Source organism: Clostridium sp. M62/1, from assembly GCF_020736365.1.
GTDB lineage: Bacteria > Bacillota > Clostridia > Lachnospirales > Lachnospiraceae > Otoolea > Otoolea saccharolyticum_A.
The window spans coordinates 613,295-636,479 of sequence record NZ_CP085988.1 but is presented as its reverse complement, the minus strand read 5'-3'; the positions used below and the strand labels follow the sequence as shown (position 1 = coordinate 636,479).

Annotated in this window: 23 protein-coding genes; 1 reads left to right on the top strand and 22 read right to left on the bottom strand. The window is 53.4% G+C overall.

Annotated elements, in window-relative coordinates; translation table 11 throughout:
• Positions 1-56 precede the first annotated feature (56 nt).
• On the top strand, positions 57-1,004 hold the full coding sequence (locus LK436_RS03360) for a site-specific integrase (RefSeq protein WP_044930868.1): 948 nt from the start codon (positions 57-59) through the stop codon (positions 1,002-1,004).
• 272 nt (positions 1,005-1,276) lie between these two features.
• Here the strand turns inward: LK436_RS03360 and LK436_RS03355 are convergent, their stop codons facing one another.
• The 22 genes from LK436_RS03355 to LK436_RS03245 all read right to left on the bottom strand — a co-directional run bounded on the left by LK436_RS03355 (position 1,277) and on the right by LK436_RS03245 (position 23,166).
• Positions 1,277-1,792 carry an SLOG family protein gene (locus tag LK436_RS03355; RefSeq protein WP_227910166.1) on the bottom strand — a complete coding sequence of 172 codons (516 nt, stop codon included), beginning with the start codon at positions 1,790-1,792 and terminating at the stop codon, positions 1,277-1,279.
• Positions 1,793-1,933: 141 nt separating this feature from the next.
• Positions 1,934-2,269: a helix-turn-helix domain-containing protein gene (locus LK436_RS03350; protein ID WP_008396821.1), complete on the bottom strand. Its 336-nt coding sequence runs from the start codon at positions 2,267-2,269 to the stop codon at positions 1,934-1,936.
• Positions 2,270-2,761: 492 nt separating this feature from the next.
• Entirely contained in the window at positions 2,762-4,534 is a 1,773-nt protein-coding gene (locus LK436_RS03340) for an antirestriction protein ArdA (protein ID WP_227910165.1), read from the bottom strand.
• A 13-nt stretch (positions 4,535-4,547) separates the two neighbouring features.
• Positions 4,548-4,763 (bottom strand): transposon-transfer assisting family protein, encoded by a 216-nt coding sequence (locus LK436_RS03335; RefSeq protein WP_008396825.1) that lies wholly within the window; start codon positions 4,761-4,763, stop codon positions 4,548-4,550.
• A gap of 1 nt (position 4,764) precedes the next feature.
• Positions 4,765-5,958, bottom strand: a complete 1,194-nt coding sequence (locus LK436_RS03330; protein WP_008396826.1) for a MutS domain I — start codon at positions 5,956-5,958, stop codon at positions 4,765-4,767.
• A 12-nt stretch (positions 5,959-5,970) separates the two neighbouring features.
• A complete protein-coding gene (locus LK436_RS03325) occupies positions 5,971-7,845 on the bottom strand; it encodes a DUF3849 domain-containing protein (RefSeq protein ID WP_008396827.1) in 1,875 nt (624 codons plus the stop codon).
• 16 nt (positions 7,846-7,861) lie between these two features.
• Positions 7,862-8,620 (bottom strand): phosphoadenosine phosphosulfate reductase, encoded by a 759-nt coding sequence (locus tag LK436_RS03320; RefSeq protein ID WP_008396828.1) that lies wholly within the window; start codon positions 8,618-8,620, stop codon positions 7,862-7,864.
• Positions 8,617-10,686: a DNA topoisomerase 3 gene (locus tag LK436_RS03315; RefSeq protein ID WP_008396829.1), complete on the bottom strand. Its 2,070-nt coding sequence runs from the start codon at positions 10,684-10,686 to the stop codon at positions 8,617-8,619. Before LK436_RS03315 ends, LK436_RS03320 begins: the two co-directional genes overlap by 4 nt.
• Positions 10,683-11,462, bottom strand: coding sequence for a DUF4366 domain-containing protein (locus LK436_RS03310; protein ID WP_008396830.1), 780 nt, complete (start codon positions 11,460-11,462; stop codon positions 10,683-10,685). Before LK436_RS03310 ends, LK436_RS03315 begins: the two co-directional genes overlap by 4 nt.
• A complete protein-coding gene (locus tag LK436_RS03305; RefSeq protein WP_006573549.1) occupies positions 11,455-11,691 on the bottom strand; it encodes a DUF4315 family protein in 237 nt (78 codons plus the stop codon). The genes LK436_RS03310 and LK436_RS03305 overlap by 8 nt, the downstream gene beginning before the upstream one ends.
• A gap of 16 nt (positions 11,692-11,707) precedes the next feature.
• Positions 11,708-13,912 carry a C40 family peptidase gene (locus LK436_RS03300; RefSeq protein WP_008396831.1) on the bottom strand — a complete coding sequence of 735 codons (2,205 nt, stop codon included), beginning with the start codon at positions 13,910-13,912 and terminating at the stop codon, positions 11,708-11,710.
• Positions 13,912-14,865, bottom strand: a complete 954-nt coding sequence (locus LK436_RS03295; RefSeq protein ID WP_044930964.1) for a DNA-methyltransferase — start codon at positions 14,863-14,865, stop codon at positions 13,912-13,914. The genes LK436_RS03300 and LK436_RS03295 overlap by 1 nt, the downstream gene beginning before the upstream one ends.
• A 28-nt stretch (positions 14,866-14,893) precedes the next feature.
• The gene (locus tag LK436_RS03290; RefSeq protein ID WP_008396834.1) at positions 14,894-15,517 is read right to left on the bottom strand and encodes a hypothetical protein; all 624 of its coding nucleotides are present in this window, start codon (positions 15,515-15,517) and stop codon (positions 14,894-14,896) included.
• A gap of 14 nt (positions 15,518-15,531) precedes the next feature.
• Entirely contained in the window at positions 15,532-17,931 is a 2,400-nt protein-coding gene (locus LK436_RS03285; protein ID WP_008396836.1) for a VirB4-like conjugal transfer ATPase, CD1110 family, read from the bottom strand.
• Between the two features lies 1 nt (position 17,932).
• On the bottom strand, positions 17,933-18,313 hold the full coding sequence (locus tag LK436_RS03280) for a PrgI family protein (protein WP_005934790.1): 381 nt from the start codon (positions 18,311-18,313) through the stop codon (positions 17,933-17,935).
• On the bottom strand, positions 18,282-18,770 hold the full coding sequence (locus LK436_RS03275; protein WP_008396842.1) for an XF1762 family protein: 489 nt from the start codon (positions 18,768-18,770) through the stop codon (positions 18,282-18,284). Before LK436_RS03275 ends, LK436_RS03280 begins: the two co-directional genes overlap by 32 nt.
• On the bottom strand, positions 18,758-19,327 hold the full coding sequence (locus tag LK436_RS03270) for an MT-A70 family methyltransferase (RefSeq protein WP_044930869.1): 570 nt from the start codon (positions 19,325-19,327) through the stop codon (positions 18,758-18,760). The genes LK436_RS03275 and LK436_RS03270 overlap by 13 nt, the downstream gene beginning before the upstream one ends.
• A 13-nt stretch (positions 19,328-19,340) precedes the next feature.
• Positions 19,341-20,210, bottom strand: coding sequence for a VirB6/TrbL-like conjugal transfer protein, CD1112 family (locus LK436_RS03265; RefSeq protein WP_007046101.1), 870 nt, complete (start codon positions 20,208-20,210; stop codon positions 19,341-19,343).
• 39 nt (positions 20,211-20,249) lie between these two features.
• Complete coding sequence (locus LK436_RS03260; protein ID WP_005934794.1) at positions 20,250-20,465, bottom strand: Maff2 family mobile element protein; 216 nt, start codon at positions 20,463-20,465, stop codon at positions 20,250-20,252.
• A 93-nt stretch (positions 20,466-20,558) separates the two neighbouring features.
• Positions 20,559-20,774, bottom strand: coding sequence for a Maff2 family mobile element protein (locus tag LK436_RS03255; protein WP_005934794.1), 216 nt, complete (start codon positions 20,772-20,774; stop codon positions 20,559-20,561).
• A 134-nt stretch (positions 20,775-20,908) separates the two neighbouring features.
• Positions 20,909-22,678, bottom strand: coding sequence for a VirD4-like conjugal transfer protein, CD1115 family (locus LK436_RS03250; RefSeq protein WP_008396846.1), 1,770 nt, complete (start codon positions 22,676-22,678; stop codon positions 20,909-20,911).
• Entirely contained in the window at positions 22,675-23,166 is a 492-nt protein-coding gene (locus LK436_RS03245; RefSeq protein ID WP_005934796.1) for a PcfB family protein, read from the bottom strand. Before LK436_RS03245 ends, LK436_RS03250 begins: the two co-directional genes overlap by 4 nt.
• Positions 23,167-23,185: the final 19 nt, after the last annotated feature.

Here is a 23,185-nt window from a genome sequence, read left to right as displayed (position 1 = left end):
GGGTGTTAATGCCCTGATTATCCCTCCACCGGATAATGTTCGTGGAGGTGGTCATTATGACTAACAATACACAATTCAAGACGCTTGTGAACACATGGCTAAATCAAAAGAAGCCCATGATCACGCCGTCAACCCATGCCAGTTTTACGCTGATTGCCGAAAATCACCTGATCCCGTATTTCGGCAAGCGCAAGATTGGCAGCATCACCGAAGCGGACATCCAGAGTTACATTTCCTATCTCTACAATGCTGGACGCTTGGATAAGACCGGAGGACTTACCGTGAAGACGATAAGGGATGTTATCCTCGTTCTCCGGCTGTCAATGGAGTATGCCTACAAGGAACGGGCTATTCCACTCCTGAACTGGGACTTAATCGAATACCCAAAAGAGCTTGGCATCAAGAAAGTAGTTTCTCTCTCAAAAGATCAAGAGCAAGCTCTAATCCAGTGTATCTACATGGACTTGAACCGGAAGACAGCGGGGATTCTGATTGCATTGTTTACCGGAGTCCGGATAGGCGAGCTGTGCGGCTTGCAGATGAGGGACATTTCGCTGACGGACAAGACCATCAGCATCAACAAAACCGTCCAGCGTATCTACGACAAGAAGAAAGGAGAATCGTATCTTCATATAGGACCGCCGAAAACGAAGACCTCCGCTCGAACGATTCCTGTTCCGTCTCTTCTCATGAATATCATCAAGAAGTTTTACGCGGAAAACCCGAACCACTATTTCCTCACGGGCAAGACCAAGCCAACCGAGCCGAGAACATATCGGCAGTTTTTCACACGTTTCTTGAAGCGGAACGGATTGGAGAAAGTGAAGTTTCATGAGATCCGGCATACATTCGCAGTTAGAGCAATCGAGATACCGGAGTTTGATATAAAGTCCCTTTCTGAAATTCTCGGACATAAGAATGTATCTTTTACCCTGAATGTGTACGGGAGTGCAAATCTCCAACAGAAGGTTAAGTGTATGAATCTTCTGAATGACCTCTTGTGATGAAAAAATGCCCCCGGCGCTGTGCCAGATGCACAGTGCCGGGGCATTCCCGTTTCCAGCGATTTAATTTTCTCCCAACGAAGGACTGTTCATAGGGTGGCGCTTTCCATTTTGCGAAGCCGTGAAATCTCAGTGCATTCCGTGGAAAAGTTCACGGGGCAGCATACGCCGTACACGTTTCCAATAATCACTGTTCAGCGCAATGTGTATTCGCTATCGTAAGTATATTTACGGTTTTCACAATGCTTAATTCAGAGGGGAAATTATTTGCCTTATTCTTGTGTGACATCAAGGGAAACCGGGTCAATGACCGTAACAGATTTACCCTGCTGATGAGCATATCTGACCGTCTTTCCGGTTCCGCTGGGGCTTCCATCCCAAACCGCGATCAGGACATCCGCATGATCAGCCATATAACGGTTGCGCTTGTCCATGCAGTCGGGCGAATAGCGGCTTTGGAGCATGGTTTCCTTATCGCACCGCGCAGCAATGTCATAATAGCGTTCTCGCTGTGCCATCGACCATTTGACCGCCTGAGTTTCGCAGGGAATAGCACTTTCAAGTGTAATGTTGGGATAACGAGCCTTCAAATCAAGCACGATCTCGGCGGCATACATATCTACACCGATTGCCATTCCGGATATAAAGTGCGTGACACCTTCATTTTCAATGAGATTGATGATTTGCTCTCTGAGAGTTTTTTTGAGGTTTATGCAGCATTCGTCTTCCTCGTTGAAACCAAACGGGAGGTTTTGCGGTCGATGCCCGGTAAAAGCACAGGTCTTCATTCTCTTTTTCATCTCCTGACTATGTATTAGAGACTGTTTCTATATCTCTAATACATAGTATAGCACGGAGATATGCAAGATTCTGTCGAAATAAGGAAAGAAAAAAGGCTGCGTGAAAAAATCACACAGCCCATGACGTATTCAGCCATTATCTGCCGTTTCCTGTTGGATCATCAGCTCGACCATCTGCAAAATGCGCTTCTGCGCTTGCGGAGACAACGAAGCAAGTTTCTCTGAGAGTTCAGACGATTTATAGCTTGTCGAATGCTCTAGGACATCACAGAAGATCGCGTCAGCCGAAACCTCAAGCCCATTGAGAAGAATGATCAATTTCTCACAGCGAGGGAACGACATACCACGTTCAACCGTAGAAATATAATTTGCAGTCAGCCCGGTCTTTTCCGCAAGCTCTTCTTGCGAGATTCCGAGGCGTTCCCGGCATTGTTTTACTCGTTTACCTATTCGTTTGTCAATCATAGTGCATACCTACACCTTTTCTATAACGCTCATGGTAATTATATGGGTTAGAGGCATAGTTATACAGAAACGCTAATAGCGTCTCTCTGCATTAGCGTGTGATTTCGACGGTATTTACAGAAAAGATACAAAAAAAGAGCCTCTGCCGATACCCAAACCGGGCATCGACAGAGGCTCTTGGTTCGTTTTCCGGGCATTCAAACAAGTGCCGAAATCGACACTTATTTCCGAGCTAAAGAAGAAACTGCGCAGGGAATACAATCACTTAGGTTGATCAATTTGCGCCGCTCTGAGGCTTGCAATCACAGGCTATTTTGACCCCTAACTGTCTACACTGCGATGCCTTGCGGGAGAAGTGCGGACAGGCGATGAGATCGGCACGGAAACTCTGCTTGCAGCTATGGACGCAGCGGACGCAGACGCGGTTATACTTCCGGCGTCCGCTGTCCCCGATGAAGAACGACCACTCCTGTCTCCATTTCTGACTTCTGCTCACAGCTCAATCTCTCCTTTGTGCTTTTTGGGAGGGCAGCATTCCTTCTGCTTTTCAGCCTTTGCAGACTTGAGCCTGTCCATGATGGAGGACTTTTCGACCCTTTCGGGGGCTTTGACCTCTGCGGTCTTGTCCTCCTTCGGACCGTTGTTGATGATTCCGTCAATCATGCCGTAGTCATCCTCCATCGACATCTCCGCCGCCTTGAGGTAGTTTTCCTTCTCAAGAGCTGCCATCCAGCTTTCCTTGCTGATACCGAGCATTCCGCCCTTTGCCGCATGATCGGCAATCTCTTTTGCATCCACGCACAAGCCCTCGGTATTATCGGAATATAGACGGTAAACCTCGCACCCCTTCTCCAAAGCCTTCTCAGCCGCCTCCTGACCGGCGGGAAGAACGCCAGCCCATGCGTAGCCGTAGTCCTTCATATCCTGAACGGAGAGCGCGGGATCGGGCATTTCCGGCACTTCCTTGACCTCAAGGTCGAGAAGGCGGAGCGTGTCATCGTCAAAGCCGTTGTAGACATCATCGAGGACGAGCTTGCCGCGCTCATCGACAATGATACAGGCAGCTTCATCGCCGTAGGTGTCATGCTCCATCAGATAAAAGCTGTGACCGCCGACTTCGTGCTGGTCAATGGTGTGCCACGTCCCGATGTGACCGGCAACCGTCAGACCGGAAGTGTCGGCATTCATCTCAAAGTCCTTCTGCTCGATGCTTTCCTGCTTCTGCTGCTCCTTCGAGATCATGGGAATCGCCACAATCTTATCGCCCAGCTTGACAAACTGCTCCGGCACTTTGAAGTGGTCAGAGAACTTCTGCATCTGCTCTACGGTCAGAGAACCGAAGCTGTCATCCGTCAAGCCGACTACCATGAATGTTCCGGCAACAACGTCGTAGATGTCACCGTCCTCATCTCGCAGAGCGCGGTTCAGGGGCAGACCTTCCAGCTTGCCTTCCTCATTACAGACTAAGGCAACCGGGTCTTCGTAGGGGTAAATCGCCTCGATGCAGCCGCCGACCTCATGCTGCAAGGACTCCAGACCGGAGTCAATCTCCTTCACATAAGGCTCCTTTCCCGGCTCAACGACGAGAACGGCGATGGTGCTGTCACGCTCGGCGGCTTCCCCTGAGCCGGTAATCCGGTATTCATCGGGAATGTCATCAAGCTCACCGTCAAACTGCCTGTCCCACCTCTCGCTTGCGACACGGACATAGCCCTCATCGGTGAATCGCCCCTGCTCATCCATCGCAATGTCGCGCCCATAGCGTTCATAGTCGATGTAGTTTGCCAGAGGACCGAGATCCTTTTCAGAGTAGATACCGGCTTCGTGGGCGTAATAGTAGCCGAGGTCGGATTCGTCGTTGATACCGGGCATGATGTCGTAGCAGTCCAGATTGAACGTCAGGTTGATGAGATCGTCGATGTCGCTGACCTCATCGCAGCCAGCCTCCATAATGGCAACGAGCTTTTCCTGATCGCTCAGGGAAAGCTCGTCAATCAAGGCGGCGAGATAGTTGAGCTTATCAAGACTCTCGTACTCGCCAAGCATCTTCTGGACGCCGTAGATTGGGCATTCGTAGTCAGTGATAAACCACTCTTCATAGGGCTGACCGAACTCGTCCTGCTTGCCGATCCCGATGCGCTCAAAGACCTTCTGCATCTCTTCTTCGGTTGTCGGGAACTTCACCCATTCACCGACCAGCATCCCCTCGTTGTACTTGCCAAGGTTCGTGACGAAGGCTTCAAAATCACCGTCTAATACGGGCATAGGCATCCTCCTTTCAGTCATCCACCATGCCGTCCGGCATGATATACAGTTCCTCAAACTCCGCGTCGGTCATGGCTTCGAGCTTCCGGACGGTCTTGTACATCAGCTCTGCGATCTCGCCGTCCATGTCATTCAGGGTGACGCTCTTCATATCGTCGATCAGCCGCTTCCGGCTGGACGTGTTGAAGCAGCACATCAGGTTGATTTCTTCCACAGTAAAGTTCTTCATATCAGAGTTCCATATCCTTTCCTTTCAATTTCTGCGCCTTTGGTGTGTGGGGCGGCTGTGTTTTCTGTGCGGATTTCAGCTTGTCGCGGATGGATTCACGGGCAGCAGGCTTCTTCGGGATGGTGTCGTAGATGGCAGTTCCGGCATCCTCCACATACGAGCGGACATACTGAATGCTTTCAGAAAAGCGGATCGGTCTGTTCTTGTCCTCAATATTGGTCAGTTGGACTTCATCGGCGGCAAAATCAACCGCGTCGATTCTGCACCTGATCCCGTCCACATTCAGTGTCGCGCCGACAGGAATGTAATCTGCGGCTTTGAGTTCCTTGAAGGTCTCGCCGTCCTTGCTGAGAAAGACATCTGCGCCGGATTTCCAGAGCTTGTGAGAACCGGCTACCCATGCGGTTTCACGGAAGCCGGTCACCGGCATGGAGGGCTTGCCGCGTACCTTCTTCTTAAGGAGCTTTGTGCCGAGCAAGGGCGCAGCTTTTTCCGCGTCCTTGCCGTACAGCTCAAAATAGCCGTTCTGGGCAAAACAGACCAGCGCGTCCGGATGCGCCTTTTTGACCGCCTCATACTTCCGAAGTTCTGCGACGGGCAGAGGCAAAAGTGCCTCTGTCTTTTCTGCATCCGGCAGTCTGTCACGGCGGGTTTTCTGCTTGGACAGCACTTCCGCCAGAGCATCCGCGTCCTTCGGGAGCGTCTGGTGAGTTTTGACGCCGCCATGCTCACCGACCAGAGCCATTGCTGCATCGAAGCTGCTGCGGCAGGGTGCGTCCAGCACAAAGCCGTCTGCGAAGGTCAGCCGGTCATGATCCGGCGCAACCGAGTTCTGCGCCACATTTGCCGCCTGTTCCCTGTAGTTGATCTCAAAGACATCCCCGAACACCTTGCCACGCTTGACGGCTTTTGGGACGATGACGCGGGCAATGCACTCGTCGTAGGTCTGTTCCGCATAGAAACGGAAGGTGTTGTGATCTCGCGTTCCCTGAATAAAGACCTGATTTTCATTGAGGCAGTGCGTTCCATGCGGACGGCAGAACCACATCAGCGTCTTATCCTCGGGATTCTGGCTTTCGGCAGCGCGGCGGATGATACGCTTGTCGATGTCGAAGTCTTCCTTGTAGCTGTCTACATGACTGTCCACGAGCTTCTTCAGCTCCGCAACGATGTCAACGTCTGTGTATTTCTTCATGCGTCTCCTTTCTCACAACTCCATGTCGTGCGTTTTGGATTTGACTGGTAACTTCTTCTCCGGCTGCTGTTTCGCGGCAGCTTTTAGCTGATCGCGGATGGAGGGCTTTTCCTGCTTCTGCTCCTGCTTGACGTATTCCAGCGTCGGCAGCAGCTCACGGTAACAGCCCTGTGTTTTCCGCGCCGCGTGACGGCGATGGATTTTGAACAGCGGCTCACCGTTCTGCGTGACCGTGTTGCCTTCAATCCTGACGCCGTTCCGTGCCAGCAGATTGAAGGAGTGGTTAGAGGCGCGGTAGGAAGCCCGCATTCCGTCGTTGTTATAGGCGATCTGCCCCTTGAGCGTGTCCATGACGGCGGCTTTGATTTCCTTCTCTTCGGCGGTCAGACGGTGTGCCTTCGGTGCTTTTTCCGCTTCCTCCGGCGAGGGAGCAAAGGGAGACTTAACCTCCATGGTCTTTACCTCAATAGAGGTAATCTCATCATTCTCCCATGCAACGACCTCCGGGTCTCTTTCCTCCGTTTTCTCAGAAACAGCTTCCTTCTGGGGTTCGGTCTGCTGACGGAACGCATCCACGAAAAGTGCCGTCAGTCCGGGATTGGGTTTATCCACAAGGAAGCGGGTGGCGTTTTCGGGGCAGACATCAACGGTCTTCGCCCATTCCTTGAGGGGCTGGGGAATGCGCCCGTCAAAGTCTTTCTGCTGAATGGTGTTTGCAAGGACATATCGGACACGCTCCGGAGAGAACTGCTCAAGGACGCTTTTCACAGCAGCATCCGCATCCAGCCGGTTGTCTCCGTAGTTGGTGCTGATCGCCGCTTCAATCGCACGGCGGCATTCCACGTTTGCGGCGAGAGAAGCACGATATGAATCCAGCTCACCAGCTTCATAGGCGTAATTCGCCGTCTCGCGGTAAATAGCGGCTTCCGGCATCGGCTCTGCGGGCATTTCGCTTTCCTTCTCTGCGGACTGTGCTTTCTCCGCCAGCAGCACCTTGAGCTTGGCGTCAATGCCCTCGATCATTTCAGCCGCCGTCTTGCGGATGGTGTCCAGAGAGCTTTTCAGTTCCTTGGTTTCCTTGCCGGATGACCAACCGGCGATGTAGCCGAAGGAATAGTCTGAGGTTTCAATGCCGTAACGCTGGCAGACGGTGTAGGCAACGCTCTCCGCCTCAACCTCCTTGGTGTGACGATCCTTCTTATCTTCTGGCGCGGCTTTTTCATCCGGCTTGACGGCGTGGAGCTTTGCGTGAGCAATCTCATGAATGGCGGTCTTGACCGTCTGGATTTCGCTCATGCCTTCCTGAATGGCAATGCGGCTTTCAACCGGAGAGAAGAATCCCTTTGCACCGCCCGGAATATCCTCAAAGGATATGGGGACGGGAGATTCCTGCTTGAGCGCATCGAAGAATGCCTCGTAGTTTTCGACGGTGCCTTTCAGCTCATCGACGATGATGTCCGGAAGCTCCTTGCCGTCCGTCTGAGAGACATCGAAGACGCTTACCACCTTGAAGGCAGGACGCAGGACTTCGACCGTCTCTGTAACGGTCTTTCCGTCTGCACCGATCACCGGCTTCTGCGTTACGGGGTCAATCTTCTCACGCTCTTCCTGCGCCTTGTACGGCGCGGGTGCAAGAATCTTGATGCCCTTTTCGCCCTTCATAACCTGACGGTCAAAGTTGCGCTGCCACGAGGTATAACCGGCAACATAGGTTGCCTCCGGCTTCTGCATCGCAATGAGCAGCGTGTTGTTGAAGGAATAGTTGTAGAACTTGGACATCGTGCGGAGATATTCCTTGAACCGCTCGGATTCAAAAAGCTCCTTGATGCCCTGTTCCAGCTTGTCCGTGATTTCGCGGACTTGCTGTGCATTTTTGTTTTCAGCCATCTCAAACCTCCATTTCTTATTTGCTTTTGGGCGAAGAAAACCCCGTCTGGGATTTGCTCAGTAAACGAGCCTTTACCTCAGACGGGGTTTCTCTGCGCGTCATCCGACGATGGAAGATGTTATCCTCGTTCTCCCATTCAATCAGCCGGTAAAACAGCTCCGGGTGTTTTGTAATCATGTGCAACAGCTCTTCGTCGCTTGCGTTGGGACAGAACCAGCAGCCGTTTCTCCGGCAGTGAGTGTAGATTGGGGAAAGCAGCCCGTGTTCCTGACAGAGCTTGTAGGCGTCAACCTCGGTCATGCCGTACTTGGCAAGCAGACTGACCTTCGTTATTCCATCCAGACGAGCAAGGCGTTTTGGCTCATCCTCCGCGATGCCGACATAGCTCACAGTGTCCGGAGAAAGCGCGGTATTGTACTTTCGGACGGGCGGGATTTTGCAGTCCCGATTGACCGCGCACATTCCAGCCCACGCAAAACCGCGAACCTCGCCCTTATGAGGTCCGCGGGTGATGACATGATGGAACACGTCATCGTAGGTCTTGTCTGCATGGAGAATGGTGAACTTGACGCCCAGCTCTTTTTCACAGAAGGGCTTGAGCCGGTCATAGATGAAGTCCCGGTGTTCCGGGATTTCGCCGCTTGTGTCCTTATCAAACATGACCTCGCTGAAAACTGCCTCGTCCAGCGGCTCATTGTGCTGTGCAGCCAGCAGGAGCGTCGCTACACTGTCCTTGCCTCCGCTGCAAGAGGCAACATACTTCGGGCGGATCATCGGTCAAACTCCATCTTGAAGCTGACGTATTTGCCACCGCTGTCATCCAGACGGATCACCGCATCATAGAGCTGAGGCTTCTTTGGCGTGTAAAGCCCGGTCACGCGGCACCAGCCCTTATCCAGCAGCTCCTTTGCAATCTTCTTGGTCAGCTTCTTTTTCTTGCTGGAAAAGAACTTGTTGTCTTCCCACAGGCAGAAGGAGCATTCCTTGTTCGAGCAGTAGAAATTGCCCTTGCCGACATAGACCGGAGATCCACAACGAGGACATTTGCCGATTTCCTCCTTGCCCGTGCCGAAACGCTGGGCTTCGGCATCGGAGAGAAACGGGTAGGCTTTCACGAGATCCCCGGTCATCTGGACAATGCCGCTGAGGAAGGCGTCTGCATCCGCATTGCCGCGCTCAATCTCCATGAGCGTGTTTTCCCATTCCGCCGTCATTGCGGGAGATGTGATCTGTTCCGGCAGGACGCAGACAAGGTTGCAGCCGTCCTTCGTGGGAATGAGGGATTTACCCTTGCGCTCTGCAAAGCCGGATTTCACCAGCTTTTCAATGATACCGGCGCGGGTCGCGGGTGTGCCGAGACCTTTCTTCTCGGTGTCATCGTCGAACTGATCGTTTCCGGCAGTCTCCATCGCAGACAGGAGCGTGTCTTCCGTGTACTGCTTCGGGGGCGTTGTGAAGTGTTCCGTGATACTGGCAGAGACACCATCCAGAACATCGCCTTCGTGGACTTCGGGCAGGGACTTCATGGGATCATCCTTTTCCTTCGTCTTGAGGGATGCCTTGAACAGCTCTTCGATGGCTTTCCATCCGTTTTGAACGACGGTCTTCCCCTTGGTCTTGAACTCGTAGCCCTCGCAGGAGAGCGAGATCTGCGTTTCTGCGTAGGTGTGCTTCTCGCCGGTCGCACACAGAAGGCGCATCCCGACAAGATTGAGGATTTTCTGCTCCGACTGAGGGAGCGCGAAAACATCCTGCTTTTCAAGCTGGACGGTTGGGAGAATAGCGTGGTGATCTGTGACCTTGCTGTTGTCGGTTACGCGGGCAATGTCCGGCGTAATCGAAACGCCGGAGAAAAGCGGAAGCTGGCGGCAGACGATGGAAATGACCTGACGGGCGGTGTCCTCCATATCGTCCGTGATAAACTGGCTGTCCGTGCGCGGATAGGTCAGGAGCTTCTTTTCGTAGAGTGTTTGTACGAGATCGAGCGTCTGCTGGGCAGTGAAGCCGTAGTAGCGGTTCGCCTCGCGCTGCAAGGTGGTCAGATCATAGAGCTTCGGAGGGTTGACCGTCTTCGCTTCCTGCCTGAGAGAAGAAACGACGGCTTGCTTTTTCTCGCAAGCCGCCGCAATTCTTTTTGCTTCCTCTTCGGTTTTGACCTTTTCCAGATCGGCAGTCAGATCGCCCTTGCCGACGTGGACGTTGAAATACTTCTCCTTCTGGAACGTGGAGATTTTCCCGTCGCGCTCCACCAGCATTGCAAGGGTTGGCGTCTGGACGCGCCCGACCACCAGCTTCTTGTGATAGAGCGTGGTGAAAAGGCGGGTGCCGTTGATGCCGACAATCCAGTCCGCCTTCGAGCGGCTGAGTGCCGCTTCATAGAGACGGTCATATTCCTTGCCGTCCCGGAGATGATTGAAGCCTTCGCGGATGGCGGAGTCCTCCAACGAGCTGATCCACAGACGCTTGAAGGGCTTGACGCATCCGGCTTTGTTGTAGACCAGCCGAAAGATCAGCTCTCCCTCGCGTCCTGCATCGGTTGCACAGACAAGCTCGGTGACGCGCTTGTCCTTCATGAGAGAGGACAGCACCTTGAACTGCTGTGCTTTGTCCTTCGTGACCTCAAACATCCAGCTTTCCGGGACAATGGGCAGATCGTCATACCGCCACTTGGCATACTGCTCATCGTAGGAGCTGGCGTCTGCCAGCTCCACCAGATGACCGAAACACCACGAAACGATGTAATTGCCGCCCTCCATGTAGCCGTCCTTGCGTGACGTCGCGCCCAATACCTTTGCGATGGACTGGGCAACGCTGGGCTTTTCAGCAATGACTAAGATCAATCTTCATCACCATCCGTTTCAGCATCCTCCGCAATCTGCGGTTCATCATCCTCGTTGATGTACGGCTCTTCCTCGTAGCCTTCATCATCAAAGAAGTCCATGTCCTCATCCTTGGGCTTTCTGCCCTTGACGAACTTGATGTAGTAATAAGCTGCACCCGCAGCACCGGCAAGGGCAAAGATGACGAGGATCACGCCAATGTTGGATTTCTTTTCGGGTTTAGGGGCGGGAGCATCGGTTTCTGCATCCTTATCCGGCTCAGGTGTAGCGGGGGCTGTGCCGGTGCATTCGCTCATGTTGGTCTTGCAGACCGGGCAGTCGGTGTTGACCTGACCGGCAGCGCATTTTTCCTTGCAGTTACAGGTGGTCAGAGCAGCCGCAGTATCATCATCCAGCAGTGCAAGCAGGTCGCTCTCATCGACCATGTTGAGGAAGTATGTCTGATACTGTTCCTCGTCTTCGTTGATCGGCGCATCGTAGTCGATGACAATGAAGAAGGTGTTGCCGTTCTTCGTCTGGACAGTGATGAACTGCTTGTTGGTTGCCTTGTCATAGAGCAAGTCGCGGGTGTAGGCGTTGCCCTCATCGTCAATCGGCTCACCCTTCGGCTTTTCCGGCGCGGGTGTGGTTTCAGGCTGCTGTTCCGGCTGGGTTGTCTCAGTGACCGGAAGGTTCTGATCGGTATCATCGGCATAGGCAAACGCCGTCACCGAGAAGCAGGACAGAACCATGACGCAGACCGCAAGGACGGTCAGAAAACGAAACTTCTTACGCATTGTCGATTACCTCCGTATTTTCAGCGGGCTTGGTGCCGCCCTTCATGGAAGACAGGAACGCCATGATCTGATCCTTGTCCATCACCATAGAGCGCACGGTGTTGATGATTTCAAGGTTTTCCAGCTCTGTCTTCTTGTCATACAGCTCCTTGAGCTGACCTTCGATTTCGGATTTCTTCTTTTCAGCCTTCTCGATGTCGGAGAGGACTTTCTGATACTTGGGATTCATGCAAAACTCCTTTCTTTTAATAGGCGGGTCTTCCGAAGGCGTAGAAATGCTGCTGCCAGTAGGAAGAGTTGATGGATGTGTACTGAATGGGATCGCCGCAGTGGATCATGACCCCATCACCAACATAAATGCCGACGTGAGACACGCCGGGGGTGTCATACGTTCCGACGAAAAAGATAAGATCACCGGGCTGTGCATTCGCCTTTGAAACCGGCGTACAGACGTTGTAAAGCCCCTGTGCGCCCAGCCGCCCGGTATTTACAAGCCCGCTGTTCGTGAGAACGTAGCTGACGAAGCCGGAGCAGTCAAAGGACGTGTCGGGATTGGAGCCGCCCCACACATACGGATAGCCGAGATACTTTTCCGCCTCGGTAATCAGCGTTGCAAACCTCTCGTCGTTCAGGTATTCCGGGTTGACATCGTAGTCGGCGGGCGGATTTGTGATGTACTTGTCCACATAGGGAGAGTCACCGAACAGATCCTCGCGGTTTCCCAGCACCGACATATACGTTGCGTACATGGAGAGCTGTTCCTGAGACATGATGTAGACCGGGACATGGGAGAGATTGAAGTTTTCGAGCTTCACATTGCAGATGTAGTAGTCATACGGGACGCGGTAGGTTTCCGTGTGCGTGTTGCCGTCTGCATCCGTCCATGTGTCGGTTTCCGTGCGGTATCTGGTTTCGACGATGACCTCTTCGGTGAGGATGTACTGCTTTTCAAACAGCATTTGGAGCGTACCCTGCACCTCATCCAGCGTGAACTCGCCCTCGTGGAGAGCCGAGAGAATGGAGATCAGCACATAGGGGTCATGCTCAATATCGTCCAGATCGAAGTGGTATTCATCATAGTTGTGAGTGCTTTCGTAGGTGTCGAGATAGCTTTGCAGCTCTTGCTCCATCCGGCAATACTGTGCCTCCGCACCGAGCATCGCGTCATCCTCGCTGAGATAAGAGGAAGCGATAACCGACGAGCCGGTAGAGGTGAGCATCGAACACGAGCTGATACCGGCACCGAGCAAAACGAGAAGGGCAACTCCGACGCCGATCCAGATGAAGACCTTCTTGTTGTTCTCAAAGAACTCCTTGAGCTTGTCGGACACCTTTTCGCCGAGCTTCTTGCCGGTATTCTTCGTGGCAGTTCCGGCAGTCTGAGAACCGGCATTCCGTGCAGCGGCATATTCCTTCTTGATGTTCTGCTTCTGGTAGTGCTTGTTCATGTTCTGCTTCTTCATCTCAGGATGCTCCTGCTGATTTCTCTCATATTGGAGCTTGGCGTCAGCTACATCCGCCTTGTGTTCCAGCTTGGAAACCTTCTCATAAGGCTTGTTGACGCTGCTTTCCCGATGATGACGGAAATGCCTCGCAGCGGTCTCAGCGGCAATCTCTGTTTTATGCGCCGCCTCAACCGCCGAGTTTTCCTGCTCGACCTCATGGATTTTGCCGTGAATGCCGGAAGCAAGGGTGTCACCGACCTTGCGGACGGTTTTATCTGCCTCAAATTGCAGCTTGCCTTTGCTCTTGGGCTTTTTCAGCTCATCCTCAAAATGAAGGCGGGTTTTGCCCTTTCCGGTCTCTTCATCAAAGACACGCTCTTTCTTGAGAACCTTGTGCGTGGGCAGCTTTTCACGGGCAGCATCCAGACGCTCATGTGCCTTCTCAGACTTCCTTTCGAGCTTCTGCATCCGCTTCGTGGGCGGGACGGCATCGTCCGAGAGCGGCTTTGCAGAGGCAGTCTCCGCCGCTTGAGTGAGAACGGCATCTGCATCAACGGCTTCAACCGCAGAGGTCTTGCGCAGCTTGTGGGTGACAACCGTTTCGGCAATCACCGTGCCGGTATGCGAAGAAACGCCGTGCTGCTTCAAAACAGGGGGCTTGAACGGCGTTTCCGAGGGCAGCGGTTCAGGTGCATTCTGGGGTGGATTTTCTGCCCTTTTCTCTTCTGTGACGGACGTTTCCGAGGGCGGCTGTGTGTCGTTATCCTCGGCGTGTTCCGCCTGAAACTGACGATGCTGACGGCGCATCTGCACCTTTTTCTGTTCCTCCGCAGAAAGAGCTTCGGAAAGCGCGACTGTCTCAGCGGACTTCACCAACTCTGCTTCTTCCAGCCGCTTTGACACACGCTGCTCGGTGCCAGCCGTCAGGTTTTTCTCGACCGCGCCGTCTCGCGTCATCCGCAGAACTACCTTGTCGCGGGCTTTGAGTTCCGGTTCCTTGGACATCAGATTTCACCTCCAATCCGCTTGTAGGCAAGCTCAGTGTATTCAGGGTTCAGCTCGATGCCCACGAAATGACGCCCCATCTGTGAGGCAACCATGCCGGTTGTGCCGCTTCCCATGAAGGGATCAAGCACAATGCCGCCTTCTGGACAACCGGCGAGAAGACAGGTTTCAACCAGCTTCGGAGGGTAGGCGGCGTAATGACCGCCCTTGAAGGGAACGGTGTTGATCTTCCAGACATCGCGCTTATTGCGGAGCGGATTGATGTCTGCGTCCTTGATCTCACCATGCTCACGCGGGCGGTTGATGGACTGCGGCTGAGGCTGACCGGGAACGGGCTTACCGTACTTGTTGCCGCCCTTCATGCCGCGCTTGAGGCGTTCTGCCGTTGCGGGAGCAATCGGCTCTGAGATCGCCTTGTAGTCAAAGAAATACTTCTTCGACTTGGAGAACAGGAAAATATGCTCGTAGCAGCGGGCGCAGCGGTCTTTGACGCTCTCCGGCATGGGGTTATCCTTCATCCAGATGATGTCGTTGCGCAGATACCAGCCGGTATCGCGGAGGGCAAAAGCCAGCATCCACGGAATACCGATCATGTCCTTCGGCTTGCAGCCCTCAACCTTGTTGTTGAGAGCCACAGCCTGACCGTTTCTGCCGCTGGGGTTCTTCGGATCAACGAAATCACCCTGATTGCCTTTCCCTGCGTAGGTGTCCGAGATGTTCAGCCAGAGCGTTCCATCCGGACGCAAAACGCGCCTGACTTCGGTAAACACTTCCGTCAGGCGCGAAATATATTCCTTCGGCGTTGTCTCTCTGCCGATCTGGGCATCCATGCCGTAATCGCGGAGCGCGTAATACGGAGGGGACGTCACACAGCAATGAACGCTGTCATCGGGCAGAGTTTTCAGGATTTCAAGGCAATCGCCGGTATGAATGATGTCAAGCTCTATGGGTATCAGCTCCTTCCTTTGAGAGCCGGACGGCTCAATCAGAGAAGAACTCGTCCGGCTCGTAGTCCTCATCGAGATCGTCAATCTCGTCCGCCCAACGGTCGAAGATTTCCTCGGCTTCCTTCGCCGCCTCACGATAGAGGCTCAGGCGGTTCTTCTCAAAGGCGGCAAAGGCGGGGACGAACTTGCCGAACTCGCGGATTGCCTTCACATCCTGCGTGCGCATATCTGCGACGCACTGAATGATTTCGGACATCGTGAGCAGATCGTCGATCATGGTTTCGTAGTCTTCCTTGGCGATGGTGACGGTATCGGCATCGTCCTCAGCCGCTTCCTGCTTGCGGACTCGGAACGTCTCGTGGACATCCTTCATCAGCTTGATCACACAGTCAGTGGTCTCATCGAAAATCTCCTGCATACGCTCTGCCATCTGGTCGGCGCAGTCCTCCAGTTCCTCATGAACGTGGAGGTAGGCGCGATGGTGCTTTTTCAGTTCGGTTTCCTCGTGGATGAGGGCAATGAGATCGGCGCTCATGTCGATGACCTCAAGCAGAAGGTCAATCAGCTTGGTGATGCTGCCAAACGTGGTGTTTACGGGGACACCGCTGGCTTCTGCGATGATGCTCTTGGCGTTCTCAAGATTGAAGTTCTTATTCATATTCAAAATCCTCCTTAATTCTGTACGGTTTCTTCGGGCTTGGTGGTCATGATGCGGTAGAGCTGCGTGTTCTTGGGGAAATCGTCCTTGAATGGCACGATGGTTGAGCCATAGAAGATCAGCCCCTCACCGGCGTTGGAATTGGTGATGTAGTTCTGCTGGCTGGGTGAGATGTTCAGCGACTTCGAGAGAATCTGCCGGTCTCCGGACGCCTGATTCAGAAGGTAGACAAAATCCGAGTTTTCAAAGATGTTCTCTACCTCGCGGGACGCAAGCAGATCCTTGACGTTCTGCGTAATACCGGTGGGAATGCCGCCCCATTTTCTGAAACGCTTCCAGATTTCCACGCTGTACGCGGCGGTCTGTTCCTCTTTCAGCAAAAGGTGGAACTCGTCCATGTAGTAGCGCGTTGCCTTGTGCTGGGCGCGGTTGATGGTAACTCTGTTCCACACCTGATCCTGCACGATCAGCATACCGAGCTTTTTGAGCTGCTTGCCGAGTTCGCGGATGTCATAGCAGACGAAGCGGTTGTTGACATCCACATTCGTTCTGTGATTGAAGACGTTCAGAGAGCCGTGAACATAGATTTCAAGGGCAGTTGCGATGCGCTGTGCCTCCGGCTCCTTCTGATTTCTCAGAATGTTGTAGAGGTCTTCAAGGATCGGCATTTTCTCCGGTTTTGGGTCTGCAAGAAACTCCTGATAGACCATGCGAACACTGCGGTCAATGATGGTCTTCTCAACCGGCTGCAAGCCGTCCTTGCCGCCGACAATCAGCTCACACATGGAGAGGATGAAGTCGGATTTCAGCGTCAGCGGGTTTTCCTCTTCGGAGTAGTTCGTGTTGATGTCCAGCGGATTGATGTAATCCGTGCTGACCGGCGAGATGCGGATGACCTGACCGCCGAGCTTCTGCACAAGGGGGAAATACTCGGCTTCGGGGTCGCAGACGATGATGTCATCCTCCGTGATGAGGAAGGCGTTCGTCATTTCACGCTTGGCGGAGAAGGACTTACCGGAGCCGGGTGTACCCAAGATCAGACCGTTGGGGTTCTTGAGCTGCTTGCGGTCCACCATGATCATGTTGTTGGACAGCGCATTCAGCCCGTAGTAGAGAGCTTCGCCGCCCTGAAAAAGCTCCTGCGTGGTGAACGGCACGAAAACCGCCGTGCTGGAAGTGGTCAGTCCGCGCTCAATCTCCACCTGATTGACGCCGATAGGCAGGGAGGACATCAGCCCTTCCTCCTGTTGGAAGTCGAGACGCTTGAGCGCACAGTTGTACTTCTGAGCGATGGCGGCGGTCTGGAACACCGCGTTTTCGAGCTTCTGGCGGTTGGTTGCCGTGTTCATGATGAGGATGGTCACGAGGAACAGTCTCTCGTTGCGGGTCTGGAGATCCTGCAACAGACGCTTTGCCTCACCGCCGAAGGTGGCGAGGTCGGACGGGATGATGTCCATATCGTAGCCGGAGCGGACTGCCTTTTTCTGCTCTTCGATCTTCATCTTGTCGAGGTCGGTGATCTTTGACTTGATGCTCTTGATTGCCTTCGCCTGGTCAATCGTCCGGATATGAAAATTGACCGTGATGTTGCTGTCCATCTCAAGGAAGTCGGCAAGCATACGGTCATTGAGTTCCGGCGCGAGGATTTGCAGGAAGCTCACCGCGCCGATGGTTTTGCCCATCTTGAAGCACTTGCCTTCACGGAAGTCAAAGGAAGTGGGAGCGATGAAGTCCTTGCTGGAAAGCCCCGTCCGGGCAACCATATCGAAGGAAAAGCGGAACGGCTCATTGCTGTCCATATTGAACACATCATGAAGCACTTTCAGCCGTTCGTAGCCGGACAGCGGCTCGGTTTTCACGCCGAGAGTTTTGAAGTTGTTGAGGATGTCGGTTTCAATGCGTTCGAGCTTCGGCTTTGCCGTGCGGAGGGAGTCCGCCTCAATGCCGAAGGTGATGTACTTCTTCTTGATCAGCCCGTTGTTGCCCTTGGTGAGCTGGTTTTGCAGCATACCGGAATACTCGGAGCGGATGTCGTTGAAATCGTCCTCCTGTGCCGGAATGTTGATGCGTTTGCGAAACTCATTGAGGCTTGCCTTCTGATTGATGAAGGAGAGCTGGACGAAAATCGAGCTGTCAAAGTAGTTCAGAAAGTCGCACCAGTTCTCAAAGATGGCAGTTTTGTCCTCGTTCTGCGCGAGCTGGTAGTTGATGTCCTCAAAGGCGATGGACTTCGTGTAGAGGCGGCTGTTCACCTTGCAGATACCGTCACGGCACATCTCCACATAGGGGATGGTCTGCTGTGCGGACTTGCGGACTTTCTTTGCCTTCCTGTCCTTTTTCTTCTGCATGACGATCCGCTTCTTTTCCTGAGCGGAAAGGGCATCGCCGTAAACGACGCCGTTCTTGACGGTCATCTTAGGCTTTGCCCTTGCTGTGCTGTTGTTCAAGCTGCAATTCCTCCTGTTCTTTGATTTTCTGCTGAATTTCAGCGTAGAGATTGTTAGTGCGATAGGGACGCACCTTGTCCCGGATGAACATGGACTGTACAATGTGGTACAGATACTTTTCGGCGGGCTGACCGTCCTTCTCGTAAAGCGCGAAGAAGATGAACGGGAGCATGATCACCACCATCAGCATTGCCGCCGTAGACAAGTCGAGATGCGCCTTCGCCAGAAAGAAGATCGGGACGCCGACCGCCGCAGCGATGGAAAAACAAATGAGCTGCCGCTTGGTCAGGTTGAACATGACCTTCGTTTTGACGCGGTTAAGATCCTTCGGGACCGGAACAAATGCCATTGACTGTTTCCTCCTTTCTAAGCTGCTTTTCATAACGCAGCTTCATTTGTGCGGGATATTGATCCTCCTTCGGCTGACGCTTACCCGTCCAGCGAAGCCCACCCGCTTTGCCTTGACAGATCCAGCCGGAAGCCCGAAGGCTTGCACCGTTTTCACTTTCCAGTGTGTAGGTGATGATGCGCTTATAGCCCATAGCCGCAGCAGCTCTTGCCGCCGCGCCGTAGAGAAAGCTGCAAGCGTTCTTCTCTCCGTTGGTGCATAGCCTTGTAACCTCCAATGTGAAGCCGTCATCCAGATACCGGCTGACGGGACGCCCGGCGATGATCACGCCGACCAGCTCACCGTCTGCTTCACAGCCGATGGAAAACTTGTGACCGGCAACCGGCTTGTGATGCCGGTGATGCTGCCGGACATACTCGTTGGCGTCTCGAAGGGAGATGGGTCTTAGCCGCAGCATGGTGTTTCCTCCATAGGAAGATGAGCCGTGCATTCGACCTCGTTGCCCCAAACGTCCCAGCCTTCGGGAGACTGACGGGCAAAAAGCTCTACGCGGGGAAGGTCTCCCATGAGCCGGACAATGCGCTCCCGCGCTTCATCCGGCTTTTTGGAATGCTCTTCGATATGGCTGAGGATGACCTGACGCACACCGGCGTCAACACGCTTCGGATGTCCCTTCGTAGCAAGGATGCAGATTTCGGCGTTCGCCCTTGTCCAATACCCCATGCCAGTGAAGAGATCATCGTTCTTGCGGTTTTGCTTCACCCATACAAAAGCCACGGTCTTATAAGAAAAGCCCCATGCCGCCAGCACTTCGAGTGCTTCACAGAGGCACGGGAACGTGATCCAGAGGAACAGAGCGCAGTCCTTGGCGGCAAGCTCACCGACCGGAAGTGCCTTGATGTCTTCAATACACATTGTCGGGTAGTGGCTTTCTGCCGACCGTCCCTGTCCCTTCTTGGAGTAAGTCCGATACGCCCAAGGGGGATCGGCGTAGATGATGCTGTACTTCTTCATGCTGCCGACCTCCTTAGTGCGCATGGAAGATGGATTTTGCAAGGCTTCCGGTCTTGAACAGTGAGAAGCACAGAATGACCGTGTACGCTGCCACAGAGAACAGAGCCGAGTGAATGTTGTCTGCGATAATCATGCCGTTGATCAGCACCGCATAGATGCCGACACAGACCATGATGAGGAAGCCCTGAAATGCCAGAGCGAACAAGCCTTTTAGATAGTTCGTGCCGATGCTGCCCCATTCGCGGTTGCTCATGGTTGCGATGGGAATAGGCGCAATGCTCACGGTGCAGTAAATCTCAATCATGCGCCCGTAGAGAATGACCGTAATGAGGATTGCCATGATTTTGAGGCACAGGCTGATCAGGAGCGTTTCTATCGACAGTCCGAGCAGTTCTCCGACGCCCATGTTCTCCATGCCGGTACGCATCTGCGCAATCGTCGAATCAATATCAATACTGGTGTTGCCGTGGATGACTCCTGCTGCACCGGAAACCACGTTCTGCCCGATGTCGAATACTGCCATCACGATGTCAAACGTGTGCGTCACGAGATAGATCGCCACAGCCGCCTTGAAAAACCACTTGAAGAACATCCATGTGTCCATGTCGTGAAGGTTGTTTTTCTCGGTGATCATGGAAATCAGCTCGTAGCACAAGACGAAGGTGATGATGATGCCAGCGATGGGGACTATCACGTTTTCGGATAGTCCCCGGATCATCTGGTACACGCCGCCGTTCCAGCCGGACGGTGTTTGCCCAACTTCGGCGGCAATCGTTCCTACCTTCTCGTTGACATCGGTGAACATATTGGTCAGGTTGCTCTCGATCCATCCGATCAGCATATCCTTGAGAGCCTGCTCAATCTTTTCTAAAATGCTGCCCAATATTTCACCACCCTTCGGTTAAGCTGGGCTTGCCGTGGATTAGCCGAACAAACCGGAGAGCAGAGGGATGAGGGTCGTGCCGATCAGCACCACACCGCCGCCCGCCATGAGCTGCTTGATGCCCTGAGACTTAGCGCCGGGGTTGTCGTTGCCGTAGCCTTCCATGAGGTTGACAACACCCCACACCGCAAGACCTGCGCCGAGGGCGATAACAAGCGTCTGGAGAACCGTAACTGCCTGATTGATAAATGCCATACTTGAATTTCCTCCTTAAATCGTTGGTGAATTGTGAAGAGCGAGTGCCTTTTCCGCACCCGCCCCGATGGTTACTTCTGCGCGGCTGCCAGATTAACCGAACAGACCGGAGAGCAGAGGGATGAGGGTCGTGCCGATCAGCACCACACCACCGCCAGCCATGAGCTGCTTGATTCCCTGAGACTTGGCGCCGGGGTTGTCGTTGCCGTAGCCTTCCATGAGGTTGACAACACCCCACACAGCAAGACCCGCGCCGAGCGCGATAACGAGCGTCTGAAGAACCGTGACAGCCTGATTGATGAAAGCCATAGATTTTCCTCCTTGATTTGAAAAAGATTGGTTGTGTATTTTTGAAAATGGGCATAAAAAAAGAAGCCCCGTCGCTGTTCTGCTTTGGGATGAGCCATCAGGCTTTACCCACTGCGCAGTGCAGCGACGGGGCTTTAATCCGCTTCGACCTCGCCCATATCATAGAGGTCGAATGTGTCATCGGGCTTGACTACCAGCTTGTGCTGCCGGTACTTCTCAATGTCAAAGGCGTTCCGCTTGTTATAGTCGGAGAGCTGCCGGTACTTTGGATGCTTCGTGATGTCGTATTTGTTACTGAGAAAAGGTCTCACGCCTCGAAGCTGTAAAATACACTTGGCTCCGTCCATGACGGCGATCTCGTCCTGAGACATCAGTTCCTTGCCGGTCTTCTGATAGTTCAAGCCATAGGAGTTGTTGTTGGAACGGGTTTCTGAGGTGTTGTAAAGGTCGATTGTCTCCTTGCCCAGCACCTCGCTGATTTCCTTGAGCGTCGATTTTTCTTTTCCGCCGAGGAAAAGTGTGCAGTCGCAGTTGCCCGTGATGGTGTCCGCCGCATCCTTGTAGATGGTCTTGAGCTGAGACTGGGACTGTAAGATGATTGACGCCGAGATTTCCCTGCTGCGGATGGTGGCGATGAGCTTATCAAACTTCGGGATTTGACCGATGTTCGCAAACTCGTCCAGCAGACAGCGCACATGGACGGGAAGCCGTCCGTTGTAAACGTCATCTGCCTTGTCGCAGAGAAGGTTGAAGAGCTGGGAATACATGATCGCTACAACGAAATTGAAAGTGTCATCGGTATCGGAAATGATGACAAACAGTGCCGTCTTCCGGTCTCCGATGGTGTCCAGCTCCATCTCATCGTAGCTCATCAGCTCCCGCAGCTCTGCGATGTCGAAGGGCGCAAGCCTTGCACCGCAGGAAATTAAAATCGACTTTGCAGTCTTGCCAGCCGCCAGCTTGTATTTGCGGTATTGCTTAACCGCAAAGTGGTCAGGATCGCGGGCTTCCAGCTCATCGAACATGACATCCACTGGGTTCTTGAAGGTCTCATCGTCCTCTCTGGCTTCCGAGGCATTGATCATTTCGAGCAGAGTAGTGAAGTTTTTCTCGTGGTCGGGTGCCTCGTACCAGATGTAGCCGATGAGGGCTGTGTAGTAGAGCTTTTCTGCCTTTACCCAAAAATCTTCGCCGGACTTATCGCCATCTCCCTTCGTGTTGACGATGATCGTATTGACCAGTTTGAGGATGTCCTTCTCTGAGCGGATATAACTGAACGGGTTGTAGTGCATGGATTTTCGGAAGTTGATGGTGTTCAGCGACTTGATGATGTAGCCGCCCTTTTCAAGCATTTTGCCGCACTCCACCAGCACCGTACCCTTCGGGTCAGTCACAACATAGCTGCTGTGCATCTGCATCAAATTGGGTTTGACAAAAAATCGCGTCTTGCCTGAGCCGGAACCGCCGATGACAAGGATGTTCTTGTTGCGGGCGTATTTCGGCTGCTTTGGACGGCTGTTCATGGTCAGGAACTCCGTCTGCGTCAAAATGACGTTGTTCGAGAACTCCGGGTCCATGTACGGCTTGATGTCCTCCGGCTTACCCCATCGTGCAGATCCGTATTCTTCGCCCTGCCGGAACTTCTTGCGGTTTTTGCCCTTGATGTAGACTGCCAGCTTGAGCAACACGCCAGCCGACAGACCGATGAGCAGATCAACGGGATGAAAGCTGGGCAGCGGATTTGCGAAGGCAGTGCCGAACACGGCAAAGCCGTTTGTCAACCTGTCGATGAACGCCGTGCCGGGTGCAAGTCGGAACACGGCGGCAATCTTATCCGCAAAGTAGAAGGCGAAGACATACGGTAGGTTCAGAAGAACGAGCTTCTTCACATCGGGTTTGTTCACAGCTCCACACCCCGATCCTTGGTTTTAACCTTGACCTTCTCCTTGTGCTGCGCCTTGCTCTGGGCTTTCTCCTGATCCAGCTTGTGCCGGATGGACGGCTGTTCCTTCTGCTTGACCGTCTTAGCGGAAAACTCCTTGAACGCGGCGGTCATCACATCAACGTCCCGCCCCTTGAAGAAGACAAGATAGCTGGGCGGCTCAACGGAAACGTCCTTCTTGAGCGCAAAGTCCAGACCGTATTTGCTGGCAGTCCGCTCAAAGGACTTGATATTGCCATCCGTCACTTCGATGTTGGAGATGGCGGCGTTCTGGCTCATCAGATGCTTGATGGACTGCTTGCCGCGATAGGTTTTGGGCTGCTGCATCTGCTTCTGTGCCTTCTCAATCTCCTGCACGAACTTGTCCAGCGCCTTTTTCAGCACCTCGGCTGAGATTTTGCCGCCCTTGATCATGATTGCAACAACTTTGGTGTTGACTTCATCCTGCATTGCGGCGTTTACCTCCTTT

Coding starts and splice junctions, on each gene's coding strand:
- LK436_RS03320 (WP_008396828.1), bottom strand. CDS start 8,620: ATGATCCGCCCGAAGTATGTTGCCTCTTGCAGCGGAGGCAAGGACAGT.
- LK436_RS03260 (WP_005934794.1), bottom strand. CDS start 20,465: ATGGCATTTATCAATCAGGCAGTTACGGTTCTCCAGACGCTTGTTATC.
- LK436_RS03335 (WP_008396825.1), bottom strand. CDS start 4,763: ATGAAGAACTTTACTGTGGAAGAAATCAACCTGATGTGCTGCTTCAAC.
- LK436_RS03280 (WP_005934790.1), bottom strand. CDS start 18,313: ATGGCATTTGTTCCGGTCCCGAAGGATCTTAACCGCGTCAAAACGAAG.
- LK436_RS03285 (WP_008396836.1), bottom strand. CDS start 17,931: ATGACCGTCAAGAACGGCGTCGTTTACGGCGATGCCCTTTCCGCTCAG.
- LK436_RS03340 (WP_227910165.1), bottom strand. CDS start 4,534: ATGCCCGTATTAGACGGTGATTTTGAAGCCTTCGTCACGAACCTTGGC.
- LK436_RS03255 (WP_005934794.1), bottom strand. CDS start 20,774: ATGGCTTTCATCAATCAGGCTGTCACGGTTCTTCAGACGCTCGTTATC.
- LK436_RS03270 (WP_044930869.1), bottom strand. CDS start 19,327: ATGAAGAAGTACAGCATCATCTACGCCGATCCCCCTTGGGCGTATCGG.
- LK436_RS03245 (WP_005934796.1), bottom strand. CDS start 23,166: ATGCAGGATGAAGTCAACACCAAAGTTGTTGCAATCATGATCAAGGGC.
- LK436_RS03360 (WP_044930868.1), top strand. CDS start 57: ATGACTAACAATACACAATTCAAGACGCTTGTGAACACATGGCTAAAT.
- LK436_RS03355 (WP_227910166.1), bottom strand. CDS start 1,792: ATGAAGACCTGTGCTTTTACCGGGCATCGACCGCAAAACCTCCCGTTT.
- LK436_RS03275 (WP_008396842.1), bottom strand. CDS start 18,770: ATGCTGCGGCTAAGACCCATCTCCCTTCGAGACGCCAACGAGTATGTC.
- LK436_RS03305 (WP_006573549.1), bottom strand. CDS start 11,691: ATGAATCCCAAGTATCAGAAAGTCCTCTCCGACATCGAGAAGGCTGAA.
- LK436_RS03290 (WP_008396834.1), bottom strand. CDS start 15,517: ATGAATAAGAACTTCAATCTTGAGAACGCCAAGAGCATCATCGCAGAA.
- LK436_RS03300 (WP_008396831.1), bottom strand. CDS start 13,912: ATGTCCAAGGAACCGGAACTCAAAGCCCGCGACAAGGTAGTTCTGCGG.
- LK436_RS03310 (WP_008396830.1), bottom strand. CDS start 11,462: ATGCGTAAGAAGTTTCGTTTTCTGACCGTCCTTGCGGTCTGCGTCATG.
- LK436_RS03350 (WP_008396821.1), bottom strand. CDS start 2,269: ATGATTGACAAACGAATAGGTAAACGAGTAAAACAATGCCGGGAACGC.
- LK436_RS03330 (WP_008396826.1), bottom strand. CDS start 5,958: ATGAAGAAATACACAGACGTTGACATCGTTGCGGAGCTGAAGAAGCTC.
- LK436_RS03325 (WP_008396827.1), bottom strand. CDS start 7,845: ATGGCTGAAAACAAAAATGCACAGCAAGTCCGCGAAATCACGGACAAG.